Origin of the sequence: Mycobacterium sp. AZCC_0083 (assembly GCF_014202335.1) — a bacterium.
Classification (GTDB): Bacteria; Actinomycetota; Actinomycetes; order Mycobacteriales; family Mycobacteriaceae; genus Mycobacterium.
In genome coordinates this window covers 19,748-42,330 of the sequence record NZ_JACHGP010000027.1, presented here as the reverse complement: position 1 = coordinate 42,330, position 22,583 = coordinate 19,748, and the positions used below count along the sequence as shown (strand labels likewise).

Here is a 22,583-nt window from a genome sequence, read left to right as displayed (position 1 = left end):
CCGATCACGAGGAGCGTGTGACGGAGCCCAACCATGATGATCCCTTCGCTGGCCGAAAGAGCAGGCCTCTTCCAGCATGCACCTCTGTGTCAACCGGGTGGCCGCGAAGGCAATTCCCTACACTGCCAGCCGGGGGCACGCCGAGCACGGGAGCGACGGTGAACGACGACACGAACGGGCCGCCGGCCCCGATTCCGGTGCCGTGGCTCGCCAATCTTCAGGCCGGACTGCTCGACGACGACACCGCCGCCGTCATCCGCCGCCGCGTCCGCGACGATCCCGAATCGGCCCGCCGGATGGACGGGCTGGACCGGGTCCGGCGCGATGTCGCCGACCTCGGCACCGATTCGACCTCCGCGCCCGACGCGCCGGCCGACGTCACCGCACGCATCGCCGCCGCCCTACGGGCCGAGCCGCCTCCGACGAACCACGTCGTCGGATCCTCCCCCGCCACCGCGGCCCATGCCGCCCGCGGATCAGGCATCCGGTTCCGGGCCGGCGCGGCCGTCATCGGCGTTGGCGCGGCGCTGGCCGCGGCAGGCGTCGGCACCGTCACGCTTCTGGATGCCCCCGTTCGCACGCATGCCGCGGACCCGACCGCCGAGCGCATCACCGTGTCAAAACCGTTGGGGCTACCCATGACCGACCCCGAAGTGCTCGACCTACTGGGCAAGCCAGCCGACCTCGGACCGTTGGCCGATCCGCAGCGCCGGGCGTCGTGTCTCAGCGGTCTCGGTTATCCGACGTCGGCGTCGGTCCTCGGCGCGCGCCCGCTCGCCGTTGGCGCCAGGTCAGGCGTGCTGGTGCTGTTGCCCGGCGAGGCGCCACGGGCGGTGAACGCCGTAGTGGTCGGGCTCAACTGCAGTTCGGTCGACACGGGCCTGCTCGCCGAGCGGGTGGTGATCCGGCCATGACGCGTCCCGGCCGACCGTGGGGAACAGCCGGGCCTAGGCTGGTGTTATATGCGTGCCAAAAGCAAATGGCTACGCAGGGGCAGAAAGGCGGACATGACCCCGACTCCCACGCTGCATGACGTGATCATCATCGGCTCCGGACCTGCCGGATACACGGCGGCAATCTACGCCGCTCGAGCTCAGCTCAAGCCGCTGGTGTTCGAAGGCGTCCAGTTCGGCGGCGCACTGATGACCACCACCGAGGTGGAGAACTACCCCGGCTTCCGAGAGGGCATCACCGGCCCGGAGCTCATGGAGGAGATGCGCGAGCAGGCAATCCGCTTCGGCGCTGACCTGCGCATGGAGGACGTCGACGAGGTTTCGCTCGCCGGCCCCGTCAAGACGGTCACCGTCGGCGACGAGACGTTCCAGGCCCGCACCGTGATCCTCGCGATGGGCGCGGCCGCACGCTACCTCGGTGCTCCCGGCGAACAGGAACGCATCGGCACCGGAGTGAGCACCTGCGCCACCTGCGACGGCTTCTTCTTCCGCGACGAGGACATCGCGGTGATCGGCGGCGGCGACTCGGCGATGGAGGAGGCCATCTTCCTCACCAAGTTCGCCCGCACGGTCACGATGGTCCACCGCCGCGAGGAGTTCCGCGCGTCGAAGATCATGCTCGAGCGCGCCAAGGCCAACCCGAAGATCACCATTCTCACCAACACCGCGGTCACCGAGGTCGAGGGCGAGCCCAAGGTCACCGGTTTGCGGCTGCGCGACACCGTGACCGGCGAGGAGTCCAAGCTCGCCGTCACCGGCGTGTTCGTCGCCATCGGCCACGACCCGCGGTCGGCGCTGGTCCGTGGTCAGGTCGAGCTCGACGACGAGGGTTACGTGAAGGTGGTGGGACGCACCACCTACACCTCGGTCGAGGGTGTGTTCGCCGCTGGCGACCTCGTCGACCACACCTACCGCCAGGCCGTCACTGCTGCCGGCATGGGGTGTTCGGCCGCCATCGACAGCGAGCGCTGGCTCAGCGACGCCGACTGAATGAAACGCGTTGAACCGTCCACGATTTCCAACGAAGGAGCAACCCCATGAGTGACACCAAGGCGACGGTCGCCGTCACCGACGACTCGTTCTCCGCTGACGTGCTGTCCAGCAGCACCCCCGTACTGGTGGACTTCTGGGCGACCTGGTGCGGTCCGTGCAAGATGGTCGCTCCCGTCCTCGAGGAGATCGCCACCGAGAAGGCCGGTCAGCTGACCGTTGCGAAGATCGACGTGGACGCGAACCCAGCCACCGCGCGGGACTTCCAGGTGGTGTCCATCCCGACGTTGATCCTGTTCAAGGACGGTGCCCCGGTAAAGCGGATCGTCGGAGCAAAGGGCAAGGCTGCGCTGCTGCGCGAGCTCGCCGACGTCGTCTAACGATGCGGGTCGCCGGGTTGACGCCTGGCCTGTAGGTTTCCGGATCTCCGGGGACGTCTGCGACAATGTTGCCAGGCTGATGCGCCACACAGTGCAGTCGACAGCGTTGATTCGCTGCCATCCGTGACCCGAAAGGCCAGGTATGTCGAGTCTGCGTCGCGGTGACCGGGGCGGCCCCGTGACCGAGATTCGGGCGGCTCTGGCGGCCCTGGGGCTCATCGATAGCCCCGACTCGGATCTGACCACCGGCAGGCACGTGGCGCTCGACGTGTTCGACGTCGACCTGGACCAGGCGGTCCGAGCGTTCCAGCAGCATCGCGGACTGCTCGTCGACGGCATCGTCGGTGAGGCCACCTACCGCGCGCTCAAGGAGGCGTCCTACCGACTCGGAGCCCGCACCCTGGCTCACCAGTTCGGGGCGCCGATGTACGGCGACGACGTCGCCACCTTGCAGGCCCGTCTGCAAGACCTCGGTTTCTACACCGGCCTCGTCGACGGACACTTCGGCCTGCAGACGCACAACGGGCTGATGTCCTACCAACGTGAATACGGCCTCTACCCCGACGGTATCTGCGGCCCAGAGACTTTGCGCTCGTTGTACTTTCTGGGTTCCAGGGTCACCGGCGGCTCGCTGCACGCCATCCGCGAGGAAGAGCTGGTCCGACGCTCGGGTCCACGCCTGTCTGGCAAGCGGGTGATCGTCGATCCAGGTCGCGGCGGCGACGACCACGGTCCGATCATGCAAGGTCCGTCGGGGCCCATCAGCGAAGCAGACATCCTGTGGGACTTGGCAAGTCGTCTCGAGGGCCGGATGACCGCGATCGGCATGGAGACCTTCCTTTCCAGGCCGGTCGGTCGCAGCCCCTCCGATGCCGAACGGGCCACCACGGCCAACACCGTCGGCGCCGACCTCATGATCAGCCTGCGGTGTGCTGCCCTTCCAGGGTCGGCCGCCAACGGCTTGGCGTCGTTCCACTTCGGTAACTCGCACGGTTCGGTGTCGACCATCGGCCGCAATCTCTCCGACTTCATTCAGCGAGAAGTCGCGGCGCGCACCGGATTACGAGACTGCCGCACCCACGGCCGGACCTGGGACCTGCTCCGGTTGACCCGGATGCCGTCGGTTCAAGTCGACATCGGCTACCTCACCAATCCGCACGACCGCGATCTGCTGGTGTTGCCGCAGACCCGTGACTCGATCGCCGAGGGCATCCTGGCCGCAGTGAAGCGGCTCTACCTACTCGGCAAGAACGATCGGCCCACCGGCACGTTCACATTCGCCGAACTGCTGGCCCACGAGATGTCGGTGGAACAAGCCGGCCGCGCCGCGCAGGCCTGACGGTCCGTTTCCGTAGCCCGATCACGGCATCAAGATGGCTTGCACCGTCAGCCCATGTTCGTCGTGGGCAACGTCGATGATCTGGTCGACGGCCGAGCGTGCATGTGACCCGCTGTAGACAAGCCACACACTTCATCGATGCGCTCTACGAGAACATCGGATGGACTCCGCCGCAGGAGCTCACCCCCGAACGTGTCGGAAGATTCTTCCGCTTCATGACCGAGCGTGGTGTGACGGCCCTATTCGAGGCGCTCGTCGAGGATGACGAAGTCCTGCAAGCCATCGCAGAACTCGACCGGCGTGGCGAACTCAACATGTATTGCGAAGGGGCGCTGCGTTTTCTGAACTCCGACGACCTTCCCGGAGTCATCGCGCTGCTCAAGAGCCATCGCGCGGAGTACGCGAGCAAGCACGTCAACGTGAACACGCTGAAGCTATTCCTCGACGGCACGAACGAAACCGGCAACAGCGCCGTTCTGGCGCCCATGTGCAACCACGCGTCGGCAGACTACCGCGGCGACATCGGGATGGAGACCGCTGAACTCACCCGGTGCTTCCTGCTATTCAACACCGAAGGCGCCGACGTGCACATCCATGTCGTGGGCGATCGCTCATTCCGTACGGCCTGCGATGCCGTAGAAGCCGCGCGCACCGAGATCGCGGCCACGGGCGACGTGTGGAGAATTCAGGTCACGTTGGCGCACTGCGAACTCGTCGGCGCCGCCGACATGCATCGTCCCGCTGAGTTCGGCATCATCGTCAACTGAACCACGCACTGGTCCGGGGCGTACTTCGGTGAGGCAGCCAAGAAACACCTCGGCGACGAGCGCTGGGATCGCATGTACCGCTTCAACGAGATCGCGGAAAGCGGTGCCTTGCTTACGTTTTCCAGCGACGTGGTCACCAGCTACGAGTTGCACCGGAGCAATCCGTTGTTTGGCATGCAGGTGGCGGCGACTCGGATCGACCCGGAGTACCCGCTCTCCCCCAGCGTGTATCCGGGTATCGCTCGGCCGGAGCCGGACGCCCGGCTTTCCCGTGAATTGCTGTTGGCCGGATACACGATCAATGGCGCCCAGCAACTGCGTCTGGCCGACAAGATCGGGTCACTGGAGGTCGCGGATCTGTGCGTTCTGAGCGCAGACCTCTTCGAAGTGGAACCCGATACGATCGGCGAGATCAAGTTCGACGCCGTGATCTTCGAAGCACGTGTGGTCGCTGGATCTCTGTGAGTTGACCGGGATTACACGCAAGGTGCAGCGCCGGCGCCGACCGGACGCAGCTGCGCACTCTCGAGCAGGCGCTCCAACGCCGCCTCCACATCGGCCTTCCAGCCCAGCCCTTCCTCCAGTTCGAGACGCATCCGGGGGAAGTAGGGATGCGGTGCGACGACCTCGAACCCGACGTCGCCGAGGAAGTCCGCGTCGACGATGCACTGGTCGACCGAGCAGTCGCCGAGCACTTCGACCACGGGACGCAGTTCGGGCGGCACCGCCAGGGAGTTACCGAGTTCGGCGGCTTCGGCCGTCCGTCCGAACGCCTCCAACGCCTTGACGCCGCGGCGGACGAGATCGCCCACCACCGCCGCGATCAGCCCACGCGGCAATCCGTCGGGATCGTCGGTCGCTTCGATGCCAATGGAGGTGAGCAGAACGGCATCTGCACTCACCGGACCGCTGGGGAAGAGCCGGGCCCTCGGCACCGCGCGCGGCGGTGCGTAGAACGCGTAGCCCAGGCACGGGGCATCCTCCGCTGAGAACCCGTCGGCATCGCACCGCACCGCGAGCTGACCGCACGAGCCCCACTCGAGCATCACCATCGAGAGCCAGGCTTCCTTCTCGAACTCCGGGTCTGCGAGGTGGTCTTCACCCGGCAAGGTCGACGGATCGACTTCCCAGAACACGCAGCGGCGCGCGTGCTTGGGCAGCTGCTCGAACGCTTCGAGTCGCAGCGGCATGATTCGAGCCGACACTAGGGTCCCCGGTTCTCAGATGGTCCAGAAAATCATCGGTTGCCCCTCCAGAATAGTGAAGCCCGCCGGAGCGGGTTCACTTTCAGCCCACCGACGGTCCCAGGCCCCCGTCCTTCGTCCCGTCGCTTCGCTCGCCCGAGTCTTTTCATCCCGTCGCTTCGCTCGCCCCAGGCCGTATGCCGAATCGCGTTGGTGCGCAACGTGTTTCCTCCTCCGAGCGGCCTCAGCAAGCGCTCAAAATGGCCGTTGTGTCACAGTGACGTAATTACGCCGTGTGGTTGGTCACGGCTTGGTCGCGTTCATCAAGTCCACTATTCGCTGCAAGTCGTCGATCGATCCGAACTCCACCACGATCTTGCCCTTCCGTTTGCCGAGGCTCACCGTGACTCGGGTGTCGAAGGCTGTCGACAGGTTCTCAGCAACGTCTTGGAGCCCTGGCATCTGAATCGGTTTGCGACGCGGTGCCGACGGTGCGATCGCTTCCTCCCGATTGGCGAGCGTCACCGCCTCCTCCGTCGCGCGGACGGACAGCCCCTCCGCGACGATCCGCGCAGCCAACTCCTCCTGCTTCTCGGACCCTCCCTCGAGGGCCAGCAGCGCACGCGCGTGCCCGGCGGACAGCACTCCCGCTGCGACCCGCCGCTGCACCGCGATGGGCAGCCGCAACAACCGGATCATGTTGCTGATCACCGGTCGCGATCGTCCGATGCGAGCGGCGAGCTCGTCGTGCGTCACGTTGAACTCGTCGAGCAGCTGCTGGTAGGCCGCCGCCTCTTCCAAGGGGTTCAGCTGTGCGCGGTGGATGTTCTCCAGAAGGGCGTCGCGCAGCATGCTTTCGTCGGCCGTCTCGCGGACGATCGATGGAATGGTGGCGAGCCCGGCTTCCTGGGCAGCCCGCCAGCGCCGCTCCCCCATGACGAGTTGATACCGCGGTGTCGCGCCGTCCGAAGCGATCGCGCGAACCACGATCGGCTGCATCAGACCGAACTCGCGAATCGAGTGCACGAGTTCTGCCAGTGCGTCACCGTCGAACACCTGGCGGGGCTGCTTTGGGTTCGGGTCGATGGATGCCGGATCGAGCTCCCGGTACACCGCGCCGGCCTCGGAGACGACGGGCGTCGGGGGTCCGCCCAGCAGCACGTCGGCCGCCGCGCTACCCATTTGCGGGCCCATCTTTCCGGGCTCGTGGTCGACCGATCCGGTGGGTTCGGGGGGCCCGGTGGGAATCAGCGATGCGAGCCCGCGGCCCAGGCCGCTCTTCTTGCGTGCCGGCTGCGTCATCGGCCCTGTCCCCTCATCGGTACTGTCTTCTCTTCGCGCAAGCGCTCATCGGCACTGTCTTCTCTTCGCGCAAGCGCTCATCGCCGGCTCCCGGGGGGCGCCGTATCCGCCCGCTCCGCAAGCTCCCGGCTCGCGTCGAGGTAGCTCATCGCGCCACGCGAACCCGGGTCGTAGTCCAGGATCGTCATGCCGTACCCGGGCGCCTCGGACACCTTGACGCTGCGCGGAATGACGGTGCGCAACACCTTGTCCCCGAAGTGCGTCCGCACGTCCGCGGCCACTTGATCCGCCAGCTTGGTGCGGCCGTCGTACATCGTGAGGATCACCGTGGTGACCTCCAGGTGCGGGTTGAGATGAGCCTTCACCATCTCGATGTTGCGTAGGAGTTGGCCCACCCCCTCGAGGGCGTAGTACTCGCACTGGATCGGGATCAGCACCTCGGGAGCCGCCACGAGTGCGTTGATGGTGAGGAGACCGAGCGACGGTGGGCAGTCGATGAAGACGTAGTCGAAGTTGTGTTCCTGGAGTCCGGCGAGCGCGTTGCGCAATCGACCCTCGCGGGCAACCATGCTGACCAATTCGATTTCGGCGCCGGCCAGGTCGATGGTCGCCGGCACACAGTAGAGGCGCTCGTTGTGCGGACTGCGTTGTAGCGCCTCCCCCAGCGAGATCTCGCCGATCAGTACTTCGTAGGACGACGGCGTGCCTTCGCGGTGCTCGATCCCGAGCGCGGTGCTGGCGTTGCCCTGCGGATCGAGATCGATCACGAGCGTGTTGAGTCCTTGGAGGGCGAGCGCCGCGGCGATGTTCACCGCCGTCGTGGTCTTGCCAACTCCGCCCTTCTGATTCGCGATCGTGAAGACGCGTTGCCGTCCCGGCCGCGGAAGCTGCTTGGCCTTGGCGGCGTGTAGGAGGCTGACGGCGCGCTCCGCTTCGGCGCCGATCGGGGTGTCTCCACCCACGTCCTTCCATGGTGGCCCCGGATCGGGCGTCCATGTTTCACGTGAAACATCGGGCGGCGGCGGAGCGCCGGGCGCCGCGTCTCCGCCCTGTGGGGGTGTCATCCTCTGCTCCTGCCCGACGGCCCCTTGGGGGTCGCTCGTGAGATCCGCTTCCCGCGTCGCGCCACGACGACGGTGGCGGGTGGAGTCAAATAGTCCACGCCACATTTCACCACCCCTATGTCCACAGCACCCAACGAGCTCAACACCCGCCGATGCTCGACGACTTCATCCTCGGCTCGATCGCCCTTCATAGCGAGCATCCGTCCGCCCTCGCGCAACAGCGGCAAGGACCACCTTGCCAACTTGTCCAACGAGGCGACCGCTCGCGACGTGACCGCGTCCATCTCCCCCAGCTCCCGGCGGACGTCGCCGTCCTCCGCTCGACCACGCACCACGACGACGTCGAGACCCATGTCGTCGACGACCTCCTTGAGGAACTCAGCTCGGCGAAGGAGCGGCTCGACCAGAAAGACGCGGGCGGAAGGACGGGCCAGCGCGAGCGGGATGCCGGGCAGTCCAGCCCCGCTCCCGACGTCCGCCACCGTTTCATCGTCCTCCACTAGCTCGGCCACTGCCGCACTGTTGAGGACATGGCGATCCCACAGCCGGGGTACCTCACCCGGCCCGAGAATGCCCCGCTCGATGCCGGCGCCCGCGAGGATCCCCGCGTAGCGCTCGGCCAGTTCCAGCCTCTCGCCAAAGACAGCAGCGGCCACGGATGGCGTCTCCGGAACCTCGCCATGTTTCACGTGAAACATCCTCCGGGCCCGCCACCGGGCCGCTGCTGGGAACTACATGGATGTAACTCTGGCCGATCAGTCAAGAAGAACGACGACCCGGCGAGACGGCTCGGCGCCCTCGCTCTCGCTGTGCACGCCGTCGACGGCGGACACGGCGTCGTGCACGATCTTGCGCTCGAACGGAGTCATCGGGTCGAGCTGTTCACGCTCCCCGCTCTCCAGCACCCGGTGTGCCACGCGGTCACCCAATGCGGCCAACTCGTCCCGGCGACGGCGGCGCCACTTGGCAATGTCGAGCATCAGCCTGCTCCGCTCACCGGTCTTCTGGTGCACCGCGAGCCGGGTCAATTCCTGGAGCGCGTCGAGCACCTCGCCCTTGCGCCCCACCAACTTGTTCAGATCGTCGCCGCCGTCGATGCTGACGATCGCGCGGTCCCCTTCGACGTCGAGGTCGATGTCGCCGTCGAAGTCCAGCAGGTCGAGCAGCTCCTCCAGGTAGTCGCCGGCGATCTCGCCCTCGGCGACCAACCTGTCTTCGAGCGGCTCGGCTTTCGGCTCGTCCGTCGTCTCGCTGCGTTCCGTCGTATCGGCTTCTGTCATGTCCGTCCTTCTTCCTCGTCCACCGGTCGGGTTGCGGTCGTGATCCGCACTCGGGTCCGGTCAGGGCCTTCGCTTCTTCGGCCGGTTGTTGGTCCGGCGCGGTGCGCGACTGGGGGTCCCGCTGCGCGGGCTTCCGTTGTTGGTGCCGTTGGTCGTCGGCGCGTCATCGACGATCTCCGAGCCCTTGGCGGTCTCGTCAACCGCCGCCGATTCGGTCTGCTCTACGGCATCCGTGGCGTCCTGCACGGCAGGCTTGGGCGCTGCCGCAGCCTTGTTGCGTTTCGGCTTCACACCGGGAGCGGGCGCGTTCGATGCGCGGCGCTCGATCTCCTCGACCTTCTTCGCCTCTTCGCGCTGCTCGATCTTGCCGAACACGTAGTGCTGCTGGCCGTAGGTCCAGATGTTGTTGGCGACCCAGTAGAGGATGATCGCCAATGGCAGGAACGGTCCGCCGACGACCACGCCCAGGGGGAAGACGTACAGCGCCAACTTGTTCATCATCGCGGTCTGCGGGTTCGCCGACGCCTCGGGGCTCTGGCGGGCAACGGAGGCGCGGCTGTTGAAGTGGGTGGCGACACCGGCCAGGATCATCAGCGGCAAGCCCACCAAGATCACCGAGAGTCGATCGAATTCCTTGAACGCGCCGAGGCCTGCGTTCTGGATCATGTTGGCACCCAGCGGGGCGCCGAACAGGTGGGCGTCCAAGAAGTGCCCGACGTCGGTGGCGCTGAAGAAGTAGTTGCCCAGCGACCGATTCAACTCGGGTGACAACTGCGGCTGACCGAAGCCACCCTGGGTCCGGTTGAACGAGCGCAAGACGTGGTACAGCCCGAGGAAGACGGGGATCTGCGCGAGCATCGGCAGGCAGCCCAGGATCGGATTGAAGCCGTGATCCTTCTGCAGCTTCTGCATCTCCAGCGCCATCCGCTGGCGGTCCTTGCCGTACTTCTTCTGTAGGGCCTTGATCTGTGGCTGCAGTTCCTGCATCTGGCGCGTGGTCTCGATCTGACGGACGAACGGCCGGTACAGGATGGCGCGCAGTGTGAACACCAGGAACATCACCGACAGTCCCCAGGCGAAGAAGTTCGACGGCCCAAGCACGAACGAGAACGCCTTGTACCAAACCCACATGATCGCCGAGACCGGGTAATAGATGTAGTCGAGGCTGAACCAGTCGAAGTTAAACAAGCGAGTCGCTCCTCAGCGTGGCGGTTCCGTCGTGGTCGTGCTCGTGTCGCGGGTCCGGTATCGGATCCCATCCTCCTGGATGCCACGGCCCGCACTTCAACAGCCGCACCACCGCGAACCAGCCACCACGGACCAGACCGTGATGCCGCAAGGCTTCCACCGCGTACTGACTACACGTCGGCGTGAATCGGCACGACGGGGGGCGCAGTGGCGAGATCATGTTTCGGTACAGCTCGATCGCGTAGATGACACCGCGTGCAGTCCTGGTGCTGCTGCTGGGCATTCCCCGGCTCGCTGCGCTCGTGCCCTCCGGATCACTCATCACGGCCTCGCACCTTCCCGGGTCCCGCGCGATCCCGACCGGGCGCGCCGCAGCGCGGTCCGCAGTTCCTGATCAAGTCTGGCCGAGATGGCGTCGCGGCTACCGGGCAGAGCGCGGATGACCAACCGATCGCCTGGGCTCAGCTCGTCGACGACGGCGTGGGCGACGTGCCGAAGCCGGCGTGCCACCCGGTGACGCTGGACCGCATTGCCAACGGACTTCGCCACGACCAGACCGATCTTGGGTGACTCGTCGTCGACGGACCAAGCCGCGTGCACGACGAGGTCGGGCTGGACGGCCCGCACTCCCCTTTTGACCGTCAGCCCGAAATCCGTGGACCGCGTCATCCGGTACCGAGCCGGAAGCACCGCGCTAAATCCTGCGTCGGATCACGCAGTGAGCGAGCGACGGCCCTTGCTGCGCCGACCGGAAACGATGGCGCGCCCAGCACGGGTACGCATGCGCAGCCGGAAGCCGTGCACACGTGCACGACGTCGGTTGTTCGGCTGAAAGGTCCGCTTGCCCTTGGCCACGGCTGTCACTCCTCGGTTACTGTCGCGTCGGCGTCCTTCACCGACACGACGTAGTCATGCCGGTTGGGACACAGGCGCAGTTCGTTCGAACGTCTGTATCGCTTGCTAGGCCCGGCGCGGTACCCCGAACTTCCGGGTCGCAGCCGTGTCGTCACATTCGGGCGACTGTTCGAGGGTACTGACGAGATTTCCCTAGGTCAAACCACTCACGCCGACCACGGAATACGTCACACACGTCACATTCTTCACCAGCCTGCAGCCGGGTGTCGCGCAACGCCGATCAATGTTGCAGAACGGTTGGCACTCGCGGCGAAAACTGTTAACTTCTGGCAGTGCCGTTTCGGCGTGAAGCGGCGTTGACCACCAACTGAGGACGACCACCCACCCCGCGAGCCCACAGGGTTTGAAAGCACTGTGACGAGCCCCGGGGGCGCGGCCATCCGACACGTAGACAACGACATGACGACCCGGTGTCCGCTGTCCACAGGCTGTGGATAAGTATGTGGACAGTTTCGGCTTCGTCTATTCAGCCGTCTTCAGCGCGGCCTCGAGGGGGTACGTCTTCTTTTGACAACCGACCCTGATCCACCGTTCGTCGCGATCTGGAATGACGTCGTCGCCGAGCTCAACGGGGACTCGATCTCCGGGGATTCGGTCAACGGCGGTTCCCCGGCACCGTCTCTCACCCCCCAGCAAAGAGCCTGGCTCAAGATGGTCCAGCCCTTGGTCATCGCCGAGGGCTTTGCTCTGCTGTCCGTTCCGACGTCATTCGTCCAAAACGAGATCGAACGCCACCTCCGCGAGCCGATCATCACCAGCCTCAGCAGGCGGCTCGGACAGCGGGTCGAACTCGGCGTGCGTATCGCGACCCCCGAGTCCCCCGACTCTCAGCATGCCGAGGACATCCTCCCGGACCCTGACGAAGTCGACGAGGACGAAGAAGCCCTCGCCAGCGCGGAGGAAAGCTGGCCGTCGTACTTCACCAGGGAGCAGCCGAACTCCTCATCGAAGAACGATGTAAGCCTCAACCGCAGGTACACCTTCGACACTTTCGTCATCGGCGCCTCCAACCGGTTCGCCCACGCCGCCAGTCTCGCCATCGCCGAAGCGCCGGCGCGCGCCTACAACCCGCTGTTCATCTGGGGCGAGTCGGGGCTGGGCAAGACGCATCTTCTCCACGCGGCAGGGAACTACGCCCAGCGCCTCTTCCCCGGCATGCGGGTGAAGTACGTGTCCACCGAAGAGTTCACCAACGACTTCATCAACTCGCTGCGCGACGACCGCAAGGCATCGTTCAAGCGCAGCTATCGCGACATCGACGTGCTGTTGGTCGACGACATCCAGTTCATCGAAGGCAAGGAAGGCATCCAGGAAGAGTTCTTCCACACCTTCAATACGCTGCACAACGCGAACAAGCAGATCGTCATCTCCTCCGACCGGCCGCCCAAGCAGCTGGCGACGTTGGAGGACCGGCTCCGGACGCGGTTCGAGTGGGGTCTGATCACCGATGTTCAACCTCCCGAGCTCGAGACCCGCATCGCCATCCTTCGCAAGAAGGCGCAGATGGATCGGCTGGACGTCCCTGGTGACGTTCTCGAGCTCATAGCCAGCAGCATCGAACGCAACATCCGCGAGCTCGAGGGTGCGCTGATCCGCGTCACGGCATTCGCGTCGCTGAACAAGACGACCATCGACAAGTCCCTGGCCGAGATCGTCCTGCGTGACCTCATCTCGGATTCCAGCACGATGCAGATCAGCGCCGCGACGATCATGGCCGTGACCGCCGAGTACTTCCAGATCACCGTCGAGGAGCTCCGCGGGCCGGGCAAGACCAGGGCCCTTGCGCAGTCCCGTCAGATCGCCATGTACCTGTGTCGTGAACTCACCGATCTCTCCTTGCCACGGATCGGCCAGGCATTCGGCCGCGATCACACCACCGTCATGTACGCGGAGAAGAAGATTCGCGGCGAGATGGCCGAGCGGCGCGAGATCTTCGACCACGTCACAGAACTCACGACGCGGATTCGTCAGCGCTCCAAGCGCTGACCCCTCCCTATTTCGGGCGTCTCGCGCCGAAATCGTCGAAAAACTTTGGTCGCGCCTGCACCACACGTCACACGAAATGCTCGTGGATGCCGCTGTGGACAACTCTTCGACAACCTTCGGCCACGAGGCGACTCCGTTCACATACCGCCCGTCATACACAGGAGCCGCAAATCCACTGGCGACTCATCCACATCCCGTACACGAGCGCCGGGTACGCCCCACCAGCGCACCAACGGGTTCATCCACAGTCCGCACAGCCCCTATTACTAATACTTCTGTACCTACTAAGAATTACTTCTAGAAGAAGGGCCCTGGGGAAAGCTCCTCCCTACCCCCATCGGGCGGTCCGGCGAGGCATTCGTCGGTGACATCGATTAGCTTTCAACTTGGGACGGAACGCTCTACGGTTGTTCTTCTGAGCCGGTACGGTCGTTGAACCGCAGTGGTCTGACTCGTCGCAAGACGGGCGCATATCCGCTGCTTAGAGCTTGTTGGTTGGTTGCATCGAAGGGACGCTATGGACGTGGTGACGACGACGGTTGGTCTCACCGACTTGAAGTTCCGGCTGGTCCGCGAGGACTTCGCCGACGCGGTGGCGTGGGTCGCGCGAATCCTGCCGAGCCGGCCCACCGTGCCCGTCCTGTCCGGTGTGCTTCTCACCGGTACCGATGACGGCCTGGTGATCTCCGGATACGACTACGAGGTTTCGGCGGAGGTTCGGGTTTCCGCTGAAATCGCTTCTCCCGGAAGCGTTTTGGTGTCGGGCCGGCTGTTGTCGGATATCACCCGCTCGTTGCCGGCCAAGCCGGTCGACGTCAGCGTCGAGGGCACTCGGGTATTGCTGACCTGCGGTAGCGCACGTTTCTCGCTGCCAACCATGGCCGTCGAGGACTATCCGACGCTGCCCGGGTTGCCCGAGGAGACGGGCGTGGTTGCGTCGGATTTGTTCAGCGAAGCCATCGGCCAGGTGGCCGTTGCCGCAGGCCGCGATGACACGCTGCCCATGCTCACCGGCATCCGCGTCGAAATCTCCGGCGAAAAGGTGGTTTTGGCTGCCACCGATCGGTTCCGCCTGGCCGTCCGCGAGCTGACCTGGTCGACCGACGTGGCGGATCTCGAAGCCGCGGTGCTGGTGCCGGCCAAGACGTTGGCCGAAGCCGCCAAGGCGGGTACCGACGGTGCCGAGGTGCACTTGTCACTCGGGGCAGGCAGCGCGGTCGGCAAGGAAGGGCTGCTCGGAATCCGCAGCAACGGCAAACGCACCACCAGTCGGCTCCTCGATGCGGAGTTCCCGAAGTTTCGTCAGTTGCTGCCGTCCGAGCACACCGCGGTGGCCACGGTCGGCGTGGCCGAACTAACGGAGGCCATCAAGCGCGTTGCGCTCGTGGCCGACCGCGGTGCGCAGGTTCGGCTGGAGTTCTCCGAGGACGTCGTGCATTTGTCGGCGGGCGCCGATGACGTGGGTCGCGCCGAGGAGGATCTTGCTGTCGACTTCTCGGGTGAACCGCTCACCATTGCGTTCAACCCGACCTACTTGACGGATGGACTGGGTTCGTTGCATTCCGAGAAGGTGACGTTCGGTTTCACGACACCTAGCCGTCCCGCGGTATTGCGTCCGGCAGGCGATGATGAAGGATCCGGGGGTTCGTCCGGGCCGTTCCCGGCGGCCCAAACCGATTACGTCTATCTATTGATGCCGGTGCGGCTCCCGGGCTGACCGGCCCTACGCCACGAAAGAGGCGCACATGCAACTCGGGTTGGTCGGTCTCGGCAAAATGGGTTTCAACATGCGCGAGCGTCTGCGCGAAGGCGGACACGAAGTGATCGGCTTCGACCCGCGGCCAGAGGTGACCGACGTGCCGACGTTGGGCGCCCTGGCGGAGGCGCTCACCGCGCCGCGCGTGGTGTGGGTGATGGTGCCGTCCGGCCCGGTCACACACGACACGATCGTCGCGCTTGCGGAGGAACTCAGTGAGGGTGACCTGGTCATCGACGGTGGCAACTCCCGCTACACCGAGGATGGACCGCACGCAAAGCTGTTGGCGGACAAGGGAATCGGGTTCATCGATGCAGGTGTTTCCGGCGGTATTTGGGGTCTGACGGAGGGCTACGGCTTGATGGTCGGCGGCAGCGATGCCGACATCGCGCGGGCCATGCCGATCTTCGATACTCTTCGCCCGCCGGGCGACGTGGCCGACGGATTCGTGCACTCCGGACCGGTCGGTGCGGGTCACTTCGTCAAGATGGTGCACAACGGCATCGAATACGCGCTGATGACGGCCTACGCCGAGGGTTACGAAATCCTCGCGGCCGAGGAACTGGTCAAAGACCCGCAGGCGGTTTACCAAGCCTGGACCAACGGCACCGTGGTGCGGTCGTGGCTACAGCAGTTGCTGGCGAAGGCGCTCAAGGAAGACCCGGGACTGGACGACATCACCGGCTACACCGAGGATTCCGGTGAAGGCCGCTGGACCGTCGAGGAAGCGATTCGGCTGCGGGTACCGGTGCCAGGAATCGCGGCATCGTTGTTCGCGCGGTTCCTGTCCAGGCAGGACGACTCGCCGACGATGAAGGCCGTCGCCGCGCTGCGGAACCAGTTCGGCGGGCATGCCGTCCAAAGGATAAGTAAGTCCGGATGATCCGGAGGCTGGACCAGAAGCGACTCGGGGTTGGGATTTGTACGTCCGACGTGTGGGATTGACCGACTTTCGGTCGTGGCCGCGGGCCGAGATCGACCTGGCGCCTGGCCGCACCGTGTTCGTTGGTCCCAACGGCTTCGGTAAGACGAATATCATTGAGGCACTGTGGTATTCGTCTACGCTTGGCTCCCATCGGGTGGGGACGGACGCCCCGTTGATCCGCTCGGGGGCGGACCGGGCGGTGGTCTCCACGATCGTCGTCAACGAGGGACGTGAGCTCGCGGTCGACCTCGAGATCACCGCGGGCCGGGCCAACAAGGCGCGGTTGAACCGCTCCCCCGTTCGTACCGCCCGCGAGATTCTCGGCGTACTACGGGCGGTGTTGTTCGCGCCGGAGGACCTTGCCCTGGTCCGCGGCGACCCGAGCGAACGTCGGCGCTATCTCGACGAGTTGGCCACCACGCGGCGGCCCACGGTGGCGGGCACCCGCGCGGACTACGACAAAGTGGTCCGTCAACGCACCGCACTTCTGAAGACCGCGGCCGGCAATAGATTTCGCGGCGACTCGAGCGCCCTGGAAACGCTGGACGTGTGGGACGGTCACCTCGCGACCTATGGCGCGCAACTCATCGCAGCCCGGGTCGATCTGGTCAACCAGGTTGCCCCAGAAGTAGAGAAGGCCTACCAACTCCTGGCGCCGTCATCGCGCGCAGCTGCGGTGCGATATCGCAGTTCGGTCGAGACCGTCGAGGCCGAAGCAGCGGCAGGGACGGTCAGCACGGAGGTATTCGAGGCTGCGCTGTTGACCGAACTGGCACGAAAGAGGTCCGCCGAGCTCGAGCGTGGAGTGTGTCTTGTCGGTCCGCATCGAGACGACTTGGAGCTGCGGCTCGGCGATCAACTCACGAAAGGCTTTGCCAGCCACGGTGAATCGTGGTCCATGGCGCTGGCCCTTCGACTGGCGGCATATGAGCTGTTGCGGTCGGAGGGCAGCGATCCGGTGCTGCTCCTCGACGACGTGTTCGCCGAACTCGACACCGCACGCAGGCGTGCACTGGTCAGCGTTGCCGCATCGGCAGAACAGGTTCTTGTCACCGCTGCGGTGCACGATGACGTTCCAACGGACTGGGATGCCCAGAGAATCGAGATCGGCATGCGTGACGACGACACGGGTCGAGTATCGGAGGTGATCGGATGACGGAATCCGAGGAGACCGCGGACGCGGCAAGGCCGCCCGACCACTTGGCGAACCTTCGAGGGATGGATCTGGTCCGCCGTACGTTGGAGGAGGCCCGCGGCGCCGCGCGCAGTCAGGGTAAGGACGTCGGCCGTGGCCGCACGTCTCCTACCAAGCGGGTGGCCGGACGTAGCGGGCGCCGACGCAGCTGGTCGGGCCCTGGGCCGGACTCGCGGGACCCTCAGACGTTCGGAGCGGCGACCATGGACACGGCGCGCAGCCGCGGTTGGACCCCCCGCGTCGCCGAAGGCTCCATCTTCGGGCAGTGGTCGACGGTGGTCGGCGACCAGATCGCCGAGCACGCGAATCCATCGTCGCTGCGCGAGGGAGTCCTCACCGTCGAGGCCGAATCAACGGCGTGGGCCACCCAGTTGCGGATGGTCCAGGCGCAGATCCTTGCCAAGATCGCGGTCGCCGTCGGGGACGGTGTCGTGACGTCGCTGCGGATCGTGGGTCCGACCGCTCCGACGTGGCGAAAGGGCAGATATCACATCGCAGGACGCGGCCCCCGCGACACGTATGGGTGACCGCGGACTGAGCGGCGGCTGAGAGGCGCGTCAGTCCGCTGACTGCTTCTCTCGGGCGGCCGGACGCGAGGATTGTCGAGAAATTCCGCGCACGTCGTTTTTAGGTGTGCAGAAACGCCGCCTCAGAGTGAGTCCTGACGGGGCCTGACGGTAGACTAATTTCAGACCGTGAGGGGCCCTCGATCCCTCGCTTGCGAACCCCAAGGAGACGCGTTCAACGTGCCTGCCCAGAAGAAGAGTGCTCCCAAGGAGTACGGCGCCGATTCGATCACTGTTCTGGAGGGATTGGAGGCAGTCCGGAAACGTCCGGGCATGTACATCGGTTCCACGGGTGAGCGCGGCCTGCACCACCTCGTGTGGGAGGTCGTCGACAACGCGATCGACGAGGCGATGGCCGGCTACGCCAGCCGGGTCGACGTCAAGATCCTCAGCGACGGCAGCGTCCAGGTCACCGATGACGGCCGCGGCATCCCCGTCGCGATGCACGCGTCGGGAGTACCAACCATCGACGTCGTGATGACGCAGCTGCACGCAGGCGGCAAGTTCGGCGGCGAGAACAGCGGCTACAACGTCAGTGGTGGTTTGCACGGCGTCGGTGTGTCGGTCGTCAACGCCCTGTCCACGAGGCTCGAGGCCACGGTCATGCGCGACGGCTACGAGTGGTTTCAGTACTACGACCGCTCCGTGCCAGGCACCCTGAAGCAGGGCGGGCCGTCCAAGAAGACCGGCACGACCATCCGCTTCTGGGCGGACCCCGACATCTTCGAGACCACCGTCTATGACTTCGAGACCGTGGCGCGGCGGCTTCAGGAGATGGCGTTCCTGAACAAGGGGCTGACCATCGACCTGATCGACGAACGCGTCACGGTCGACCAGATCGTGGACGACGTCGTCAGCGATACGGCCGAAGCGCCGAAGTCCGCCGACGAGAAGGAGGCGGAGGCGAAGGGTCCGCACAAGACCAAGCACCGCACCTATCTCTATCCCGGCGGTCTGGTGGACTTCGTGAAGCACATCAACCGCACGAAATCCCCGATCCAGCAGAGCATCATCGACTTCGACGGCAAGGGCCCCGGTCACGAGGTCGAGATCGCGATGCAGTGGAACGCAGGCTATTCGGAGTCGGTGCACACCTTCGCCAACACCATCAACACCCATGAGGGCGGCACGCACGAGGAGGGCTTCCGCAGCGCATTGACCACGGTGGTCAACAAGTACGCCAAGGACAAGAAGCTGCTCAAGGAGAAGGACGCCAACCTCACCGGCGACGACATCCGCGAAGGCCTGGCTGCGGTGATCTCGGTGAAGGTCAGCGACCCGCAGTTCGAGGGTCAGACGAAGACCAAGCTCGGCAATACCGAGGTGAAGTCGTTCGTGCAGAAGATCTGCAACGAGCAGCTCAGCCACTGGTTCGAGGCCAACCCGGCAGAAGCCAAGACCGTTGTGAACAAGGCAGTTTCGTCCGCTCAAGCACGGATGGCTGCCCGTAAGGCCCGTGAGTTGGTGCGCCGCAAGAGCGCAACGGACATCGGTGGCCTGCCAGGCAAGTTGGCCGACTGCCGCTCCACCGACCCACGCCTGTCGGAAGTCTATGTGGTGGAGGGTGATTCGGCCGGCGGCTCCGCGAAGAGTGGCCGCGACTCGATGTATCAGGCGATCCTGCCCCTTCGCGGCAAGATCATCAACGTCGAGAAGGCCCGCATCGACCGGGTGCTCAAGAACACCGAAGTTCAGGCGATCATCACCGCGCTCGGCACCGGCATCCACGACGAATTCGACCTCGCCAAACTGCGCTACCACAAGATCGTGCTGATGGCCGACGCCGACGTCGACGGCCAGCACATCTCGACGCTGCTGTTGACGCTGTTGTTCCGATTCATGAAGCCGCTCATCGAGAATGGGCACGTATTCCTCGCGCAGCCGCCGCTCTACAAACTGAAGTGGCAGCGCAGCGAACCCGAGTTCGCGTACTCGGACCGTGAGCGCGACGGACTGCTGGAGGCCGGCAAGGCTGCGGGCCGCAGGATCAACGCAGAAGACGGAATCCAGCGTTACAAGGGTCTCGGTGAGATGGACGCCAAGGAGCTGTGGGAGACCACGATGGATCCCAGCGCGCGGGTGCTGCGCCGGATCACCCTCGACGATGCGGCCGCCGCCGACGAACTGTTCTCGATTCTGATGGGCGAGGACGTCGAGGCGCGCCGCAGCTTCATCACCCGTAACGCGAGAGACGTTCGCTTCCTTGACGTTTAACGCCGGTATCCAAAGACGAATAGGGCTGAAACACGATGACTGATACCACCCTGCCGCCGGGCGACGACGGCGCGACCACCGACCGCATCGAACCGGTCGACATTCAGCAGGAGATGCAGCGCAGCTACATCGACTACGCGATGAGCGTCATCGTCGGCCGCGCCCTCCCGGAGGTCCGCGACGGCCTCAAGCCGGTGCACCGCCGTGTGCTCTACGCGATGTACGACTCCGGCTTCCGCCCGGATCGTGGACACGCGAAATCCGCACGGTCCGTTGCCGAGACGATGGGCAACTACCACCCGCATGGCGACTCGTCGATCTACGACACCCTGGTCCGCATGGCCCAGCCGTGGTCGCTGCGCTACCCGCTCGTCGACGGACAGGGCAACTTCGGCTCGCCGGGCAACGATCCCCCGGCCGCGATGAGGTACACCGAGGCGCGCCTCACTCCCCTGGCGATGGAGATGCTTCGGGAAATCGACGAGGAGACAGTCGATTTCATCCCGAACTACGACGGCCGGGTGCAAGAGCCCACCGTCCTGCCCAGCCGGTTCCCCAACCTGCTGGCCAACGGATCCGGTGGCATCGCGGTCGGCATGGCCACCAACATGCCACCGCACAACCTGCGCGAGCTTTCCGAAGCGGTGTTCTGGTGCCTGGACAACTTCGAGGCCGACGAAGAGGCCACTCTGGCGGCGGTGACGGAGCGGGTCAAGGGACCTGACTTCCCGACCTACGGCTTGATCGTTGGCTCGCAAGGGATTCACGACGCGTACACGACGGGCCGCGGGTCGATCCGCATGCGCGGTGTCGTCGAGGTCGAGGAAGACAGCAGGGGCCGCACGCTGCTCGTCATCACCGAGCTGCCCTACCAGGTCAACCACGACAACTTCATCACCTCGATCGCCGATCAGGTTCGTGACGGCAAGCTCGCAGGCATCTCCAACATCGAGGACCAGGGCAGCGACCGCGTCGGTATGCGCATCGTCGTCGAGGTCAAGCGCGACGCCGTGGCGAAGGTGGTGCTGAACAACCTCTACAAGCACACCCAGCTGCAGACCAGCTTCGGCGCGAACATGCTGTCAATCGTCGACGGTGTCCCCCGCACGTTGCGGATCGATCAGCTGATCCGGCTGTACGTGGTGCACCAGTTGGACGTCATCGTCCGCAGGACCATCTACCGACTGCGCAAGGCCAACGAGCGGGCCCACATCTTGCGCGGCTTGGTCAAGGCGCTCGACGCGCTCGACGAGGTCATCGCGTTGATCCGGGCGTCGCAGACCGTCGACATCGCCCGGGCCGGACTGATCGAACTGCTCGACATCGACGACATCCAGGCGCAGGCGATCCTCGACATGCAGCTGCGGCGCCTCGCCGCTCTGGAACGTCAGCGCATCGTCGACGACCTGGCCAAGATCGAGGCCGAGATCGCCGATCTCGAGGACATCCTGGCCAAGCCGGAACGTCAGCGCGCGATCGTGCATGACGAGCTCGCGGAGCTCGTCGAGAAGTACGGCGACGACCGGCGCACCCGCATCATCCCGGCCGACGGCGACGTCGCCGACGAAGATCTGATCGCGCGCGAAGAGGTCGTCGTCACGATCACCGAGACGGGATACGCCAAGCGGACCAAGTCAGACCTGTACCGCAGCCAGAAGCGTGGCGGCAAGGGAGTGCAGGGCGCCGGGCTGAAGCAGGACGACATCGTCAGGCACTTCTTCGTCGGGTCCACGCACGATTGGATCCTGTTCTTCACCACGCAGGGTCGGGTGTACCGGGCGAAGGCCTACGAGCTTCCCGAGGCGTCGAGGACCGCACGCGGCCAGCACGTCGCGAACCTGCTGGCCTTCCAGCCGGAGGAGCGCATCGCCCAGGTCATTCAGATCAAGACCTACGAGGACGCGCCGTACCTGGTGCTCGCCACGAAGAAGGGTCTGGTGAAGAAGTCCAAGCTCACCGACTTCGACTCGAACCGGTCGGGCGGCATCGTCGCGGTGAACCTGCGCGACGGCGACGAACTGGTCGGTGCGGTCCTGTGCTCTTCGGAGAACGACCTGTTGCTCGTGTCGGCCAAGGGCCAGTCGATCCGTTTCTCGGCAACCGACGAGGCGCTGCGACCGATGGGTCGGGCCACCTCGGGCGTGCAGGGCATGCGGTTCAACGAGGAAGACGAACTGCTCTCGCTGAACGTCGTCCAGGAGGGCACGTATCTGCTGGTCGCCACGTCGGGCGGCTACTCGAAGCGCACCGCGATCGAGGAGTACACCACGCAGGGCCGCGGTGGCAAAGGCATCCTCACCATCCAGTACGACCGTAGGCGTGGCACTCTGGTCGGAGCGTTGATCGTCGACGAGGACACCGAGCTGTACGCCATCACCTCCGGAGGCGGTGTCATCCGAACCAGGGCACGTCAAGTGCGCAAGGCCGGGCGGCAAACCAAGGGGGTGCGGTTGATCAACCTGGGCGAGGGCGACACACTGGTTGCCGTCGCGCGGAACGCCGACGAGGACGCTTCCGAGGACGATGAGTCAGACGAGACGTAGCGCGACACCGGTTGCCACCGGCAACCGGCCTTAGCG

Annotated in this window: 19 protein-coding genes and 2 pseudogenes; 12 read left to right on the top strand and 9 right to left on the bottom strand. The window is 65.3% G+C overall.

Going from position 1 to position 22,583, the window contains the following annotated elements; translation table 11 throughout:
• Positions 1-158 precede the first annotated feature (158 nt).
• From HNP02_RS39725 to HNP02_RS43445, 5 genes and pseudogenes are all read left to right on the top strand, one after another.
• Positions 159-914 (top strand): hypothetical protein, encoded by a 756-nt coding sequence (locus HNP02_RS39725; protein WP_184446157.1) that lies wholly within the window; start codon positions 159-161, stop codon positions 912-914.
• Positions 915-1,007: 93 nt separating this feature from the next.
• Complete coding sequence (gene trxB / locus HNP02_RS39720; RefSeq protein WP_184446156.1) at positions 1,008-1,943, top strand: thioredoxin-disulfide reductase; 936 nt, start codon at positions 1,008-1,010, stop codon at positions 1,941-1,943.
• A gap of 47 nt (positions 1,944-1,990) precedes the next feature.
• A complete protein-coding gene (gene trxA, locus HNP02_RS39715; RefSeq protein ID WP_184446155.1) occupies positions 1,991-2,323 on the top strand; it encodes a thioredoxin in 333 nt (110 codons plus the stop codon).
• 142 nt (positions 2,324-2,465) lie between these two features.
• Positions 2,466-3,662, top strand: a complete 1,197-nt coding sequence (locus HNP02_RS39710) for an N-acetylmuramoyl-L-alanine amidase (protein WP_184446154.1) — start codon at positions 2,466-2,468, stop codon at positions 3,660-3,662.
• 98 nt (positions 3,663-3,760) lie between these two features.
• Positions 3,761-4,894, top strand: a pseudogene (locus HNP02_RS43445) (amidohydrolase family protein).
• An 11-nt stretch (positions 4,895-4,905) separates the two neighbouring features.
• Here HNP02_RS43445 and HNP02_RS39695 read toward each other — a convergent pair.
• The 9 genes from HNP02_RS39695 to rpmH all read right to left on the bottom strand — a co-directional run bounded on the left by HNP02_RS39695 (position 4,906) and on the right by rpmH (position 11,302).
• Positions 4,906-5,634: an acetyltransferase gene (locus HNP02_RS39695; protein WP_184446151.1), complete on the bottom strand. Its 729-nt coding sequence runs from the start codon at positions 5,632-5,634 to the stop codon at positions 4,906-4,908.
• Between the two features lie 282 nt (positions 5,635-5,916).
• On the bottom strand, positions 5,917-6,915 hold the full coding sequence (locus tag HNP02_RS39690; protein ID WP_184446150.1) for a ParB/RepB/Spo0J family partition protein: 999 nt from the start codon (positions 6,913-6,915) through the stop codon (positions 5,917-5,919).
• A gap of 77 nt (positions 6,916-6,992) precedes the next feature.
• Entirely contained in the window at positions 6,993-7,979 is a 987-nt protein-coding gene (locus HNP02_RS39685; protein ID WP_221318548.1) for a ParA family protein, read from the bottom strand.
• Entirely contained in the window at positions 7,976-8,677 is a 702-nt protein-coding gene (rsmG, locus tag HNP02_RS39680) for a 16S rRNA (guanine(527)-N(7))-methyltransferase RsmG (RefSeq protein ID WP_184446149.1), read from the bottom strand. The genes HNP02_RS39685 and rsmG overlap by 4 nt, the downstream gene beginning before the upstream one ends.
• Before the next feature lie 57 nt (positions 8,678-8,734).
• Positions 8,735-9,259, bottom strand: coding sequence for a R3H domain-containing nucleic acid-binding protein (locus tag HNP02_RS39675; RefSeq protein WP_184446148.1), 525 nt, complete (start codon positions 9,257-9,259; stop codon positions 8,735-8,737).
• A gap of 60 nt (positions 9,260-9,319) precedes the next feature.
• Positions 9,320-10,390, bottom strand: a complete 1,071-nt coding sequence (gene yidC, locus HNP02_RS39670; protein ID WP_184446209.1) for a membrane protein insertase YidC — start codon at positions 10,388-10,390, stop codon at positions 9,320-9,322.
• A gap of 49 nt (positions 10,391-10,439) precedes the next feature.
• Positions 10,440-10,769: a membrane protein insertion efficiency factor YidD gene (yidD, locus tag HNP02_RS39665; RefSeq protein WP_184446147.1), complete on the bottom strand. Its 330-nt coding sequence runs from the start codon at positions 10,767-10,769 to the stop codon at positions 10,440-10,442.
• On the bottom strand, positions 10,769-11,137 hold the full coding sequence (gene rnpA, locus HNP02_RS39660) for a ribonuclease P protein component (protein ID WP_184446146.1): 369 nt from the start codon (positions 11,135-11,137) through the stop codon (positions 10,769-10,771). Before rnpA ends, yidD begins: the two co-directional genes overlap by 1 nt.
• A gap of 21 nt (positions 11,138-11,158) precedes the next feature.
• On the bottom strand, positions 11,159-11,302 hold the full coding sequence (rpmH, locus tag HNP02_RS39655) for a 50S ribosomal protein L34 (RefSeq protein ID WP_068001749.1): 144 nt from the start codon (positions 11,300-11,302) through the stop codon (positions 11,159-11,161).
• A gap of 567 nt (positions 11,303-11,869) precedes the next feature.
• Between rpmH and dnaA the strand changes: the two genes are divergently transcribed.
• The 7 genes and pseudogenes from dnaA to gyrA all read left to right on the top strand — a co-directional run bounded on the left by dnaA (position 11,870) and on the right by gyrA (position 22,547).
• Positions 11,870-13,348, top strand: coding sequence for a chromosomal replication initiator protein DnaA (gene dnaA, locus HNP02_RS39650; protein WP_184446145.1), 1,479 nt, complete (start codon positions 11,870-11,872; stop codon positions 13,346-13,348).
• Between the two features lie 517 nt (positions 13,349-13,865).
• Positions 13,866-15,065, top strand: coding sequence for a DNA polymerase III subunit beta (gene dnaN, locus HNP02_RS39645; protein ID WP_184446144.1), 1,200 nt, complete (start codon positions 13,866-13,868; stop codon positions 15,063-15,065).
• A gap of 22 nt (positions 15,066-15,087) precedes the next feature.
• Positions 15,088-15,987 (top strand): annotated as a pseudogene (gnd, locus tag HNP02_RS39640) (phosphogluconate dehydrogenase (NAD(+)-dependent, decarboxylating)); the annotation flags it as partial.
• Positions 15,988-16,024: 37 nt separating this feature from the next.
• Positions 16,025-17,185, top strand: coding sequence for a DNA replication/repair protein RecF (gene recF / locus HNP02_RS39635; RefSeq protein WP_184446142.1), 1,161 nt, complete (start codon positions 16,025-16,027; stop codon positions 17,183-17,185).
• On the top strand, positions 17,182-17,751 hold the full coding sequence (locus tag HNP02_RS39630; RefSeq protein WP_184446141.1) for a DUF721 family protein: 570 nt from the start codon (positions 17,182-17,184) through the stop codon (positions 17,749-17,751). The genes recF and HNP02_RS39630 overlap by 4 nt, the downstream gene beginning before the upstream one ends.
• 219 nt (positions 17,752-17,970) lie before the next feature.
• A complete protein-coding gene (gyrB, locus tag HNP02_RS39625; protein WP_184446140.1) occupies positions 17,971-20,004 on the top strand; it encodes a DNA topoisomerase (ATP-hydrolyzing) subunit B in 2,034 nt (677 codons plus the stop codon).
• A 35-nt stretch (positions 20,005-20,039) separates the two neighbouring features.
• Positions 20,040-22,547 (top strand): DNA gyrase subunit A, encoded by a 2,508-nt coding sequence (gene gyrA / locus HNP02_RS39620; RefSeq protein WP_184446139.1) that lies wholly within the window; start codon positions 20,040-20,042, stop codon positions 22,545-22,547.
• Positions 22,548-22,583 lie beyond the last annotated feature (36 nt).

What these genes read in the sequence shown, in the direction of transcription:
- trxB (WP_184446156.1), top strand. Translation starts at nt 1,008, where the DNA reads ATGACCCCGACTCCCACGCTGCATGACGTGATCATCATCGGCTCCGGA.
- trxA (WP_184446155.1), top strand. Translation starts at nt 1,991, where the DNA reads ATGAGTGACACCAAGGCGACGGTCGCCGTCACCGACGACTCGTTCTCC.
- HNP02_RS39710 (WP_184446154.1), top strand. Translation starts at nt 2,466, where the DNA reads ATGTCGAGTCTGCGTCGCGGTGACCGGGGCGGCCCCGTGACCGAGATT.
- HNP02_RS39690 (WP_184446150.1), bottom strand. Translation starts at nt 6,915, where the DNA reads ATGACGCAGCCGGCACGCAAGAAGAGCGGCCTGGGCCGCGGGCTCGCA.
- HNP02_RS39685 (WP_221318548.1), bottom strand. Translation starts at nt 7,979, where the DNA reads ATGACACCCCCACAGGGCGGAGACGCGGCGCCCGGCGCTCCGCCGCCG.
- rsmG (WP_184446149.1), bottom strand. Translation starts at nt 8,677, where the DNA reads ATGTTTCACGTGAAACATGGCGAGGTTCCGGAGACGCCATCCGTGGCC.
- HNP02_RS39675 (WP_184446148.1), bottom strand. Translation starts at nt 9,259, where the DNA reads ATGACAGAAGCCGATACGACGGAACGCAGCGAGACGACGGACGAGCCG.
- yidC (WP_184446209.1), bottom strand. Translation starts at nt 10,390, where the DNA reads ATGTGGGTTTGGTACAAGGCGTTCTCGTTCGTGCTTGGGCCGTCGAAC.
- yidD (WP_184446147.1), bottom strand. Translation starts at nt 10,769, where the DNA reads ATGAGTGATCCGGAGGGCACGAGCGCAGCGAGCCGGGGAATGCCCAGC.
- dnaN (WP_184446144.1), top strand. Translation starts at nt 13,866, where the DNA reads ATGGACGTGGTGACGACGACGGTTGGTCTCACCGACTTGAAGTTCCGG.
- HNP02_RS39630 (WP_184446141.1), top strand. Translation starts at nt 17,182, where the DNA reads ATGACGGAATCCGAGGAGACCGCGGACGCGGCAAGGCCGCCCGACCAC.
- gyrA (WP_184446139.1), top strand. Translation starts at nt 20,040, where the DNA reads ATGACTGATACCACCCTGCCGCCGGGCGACGACGGCGCGACCACCGAC.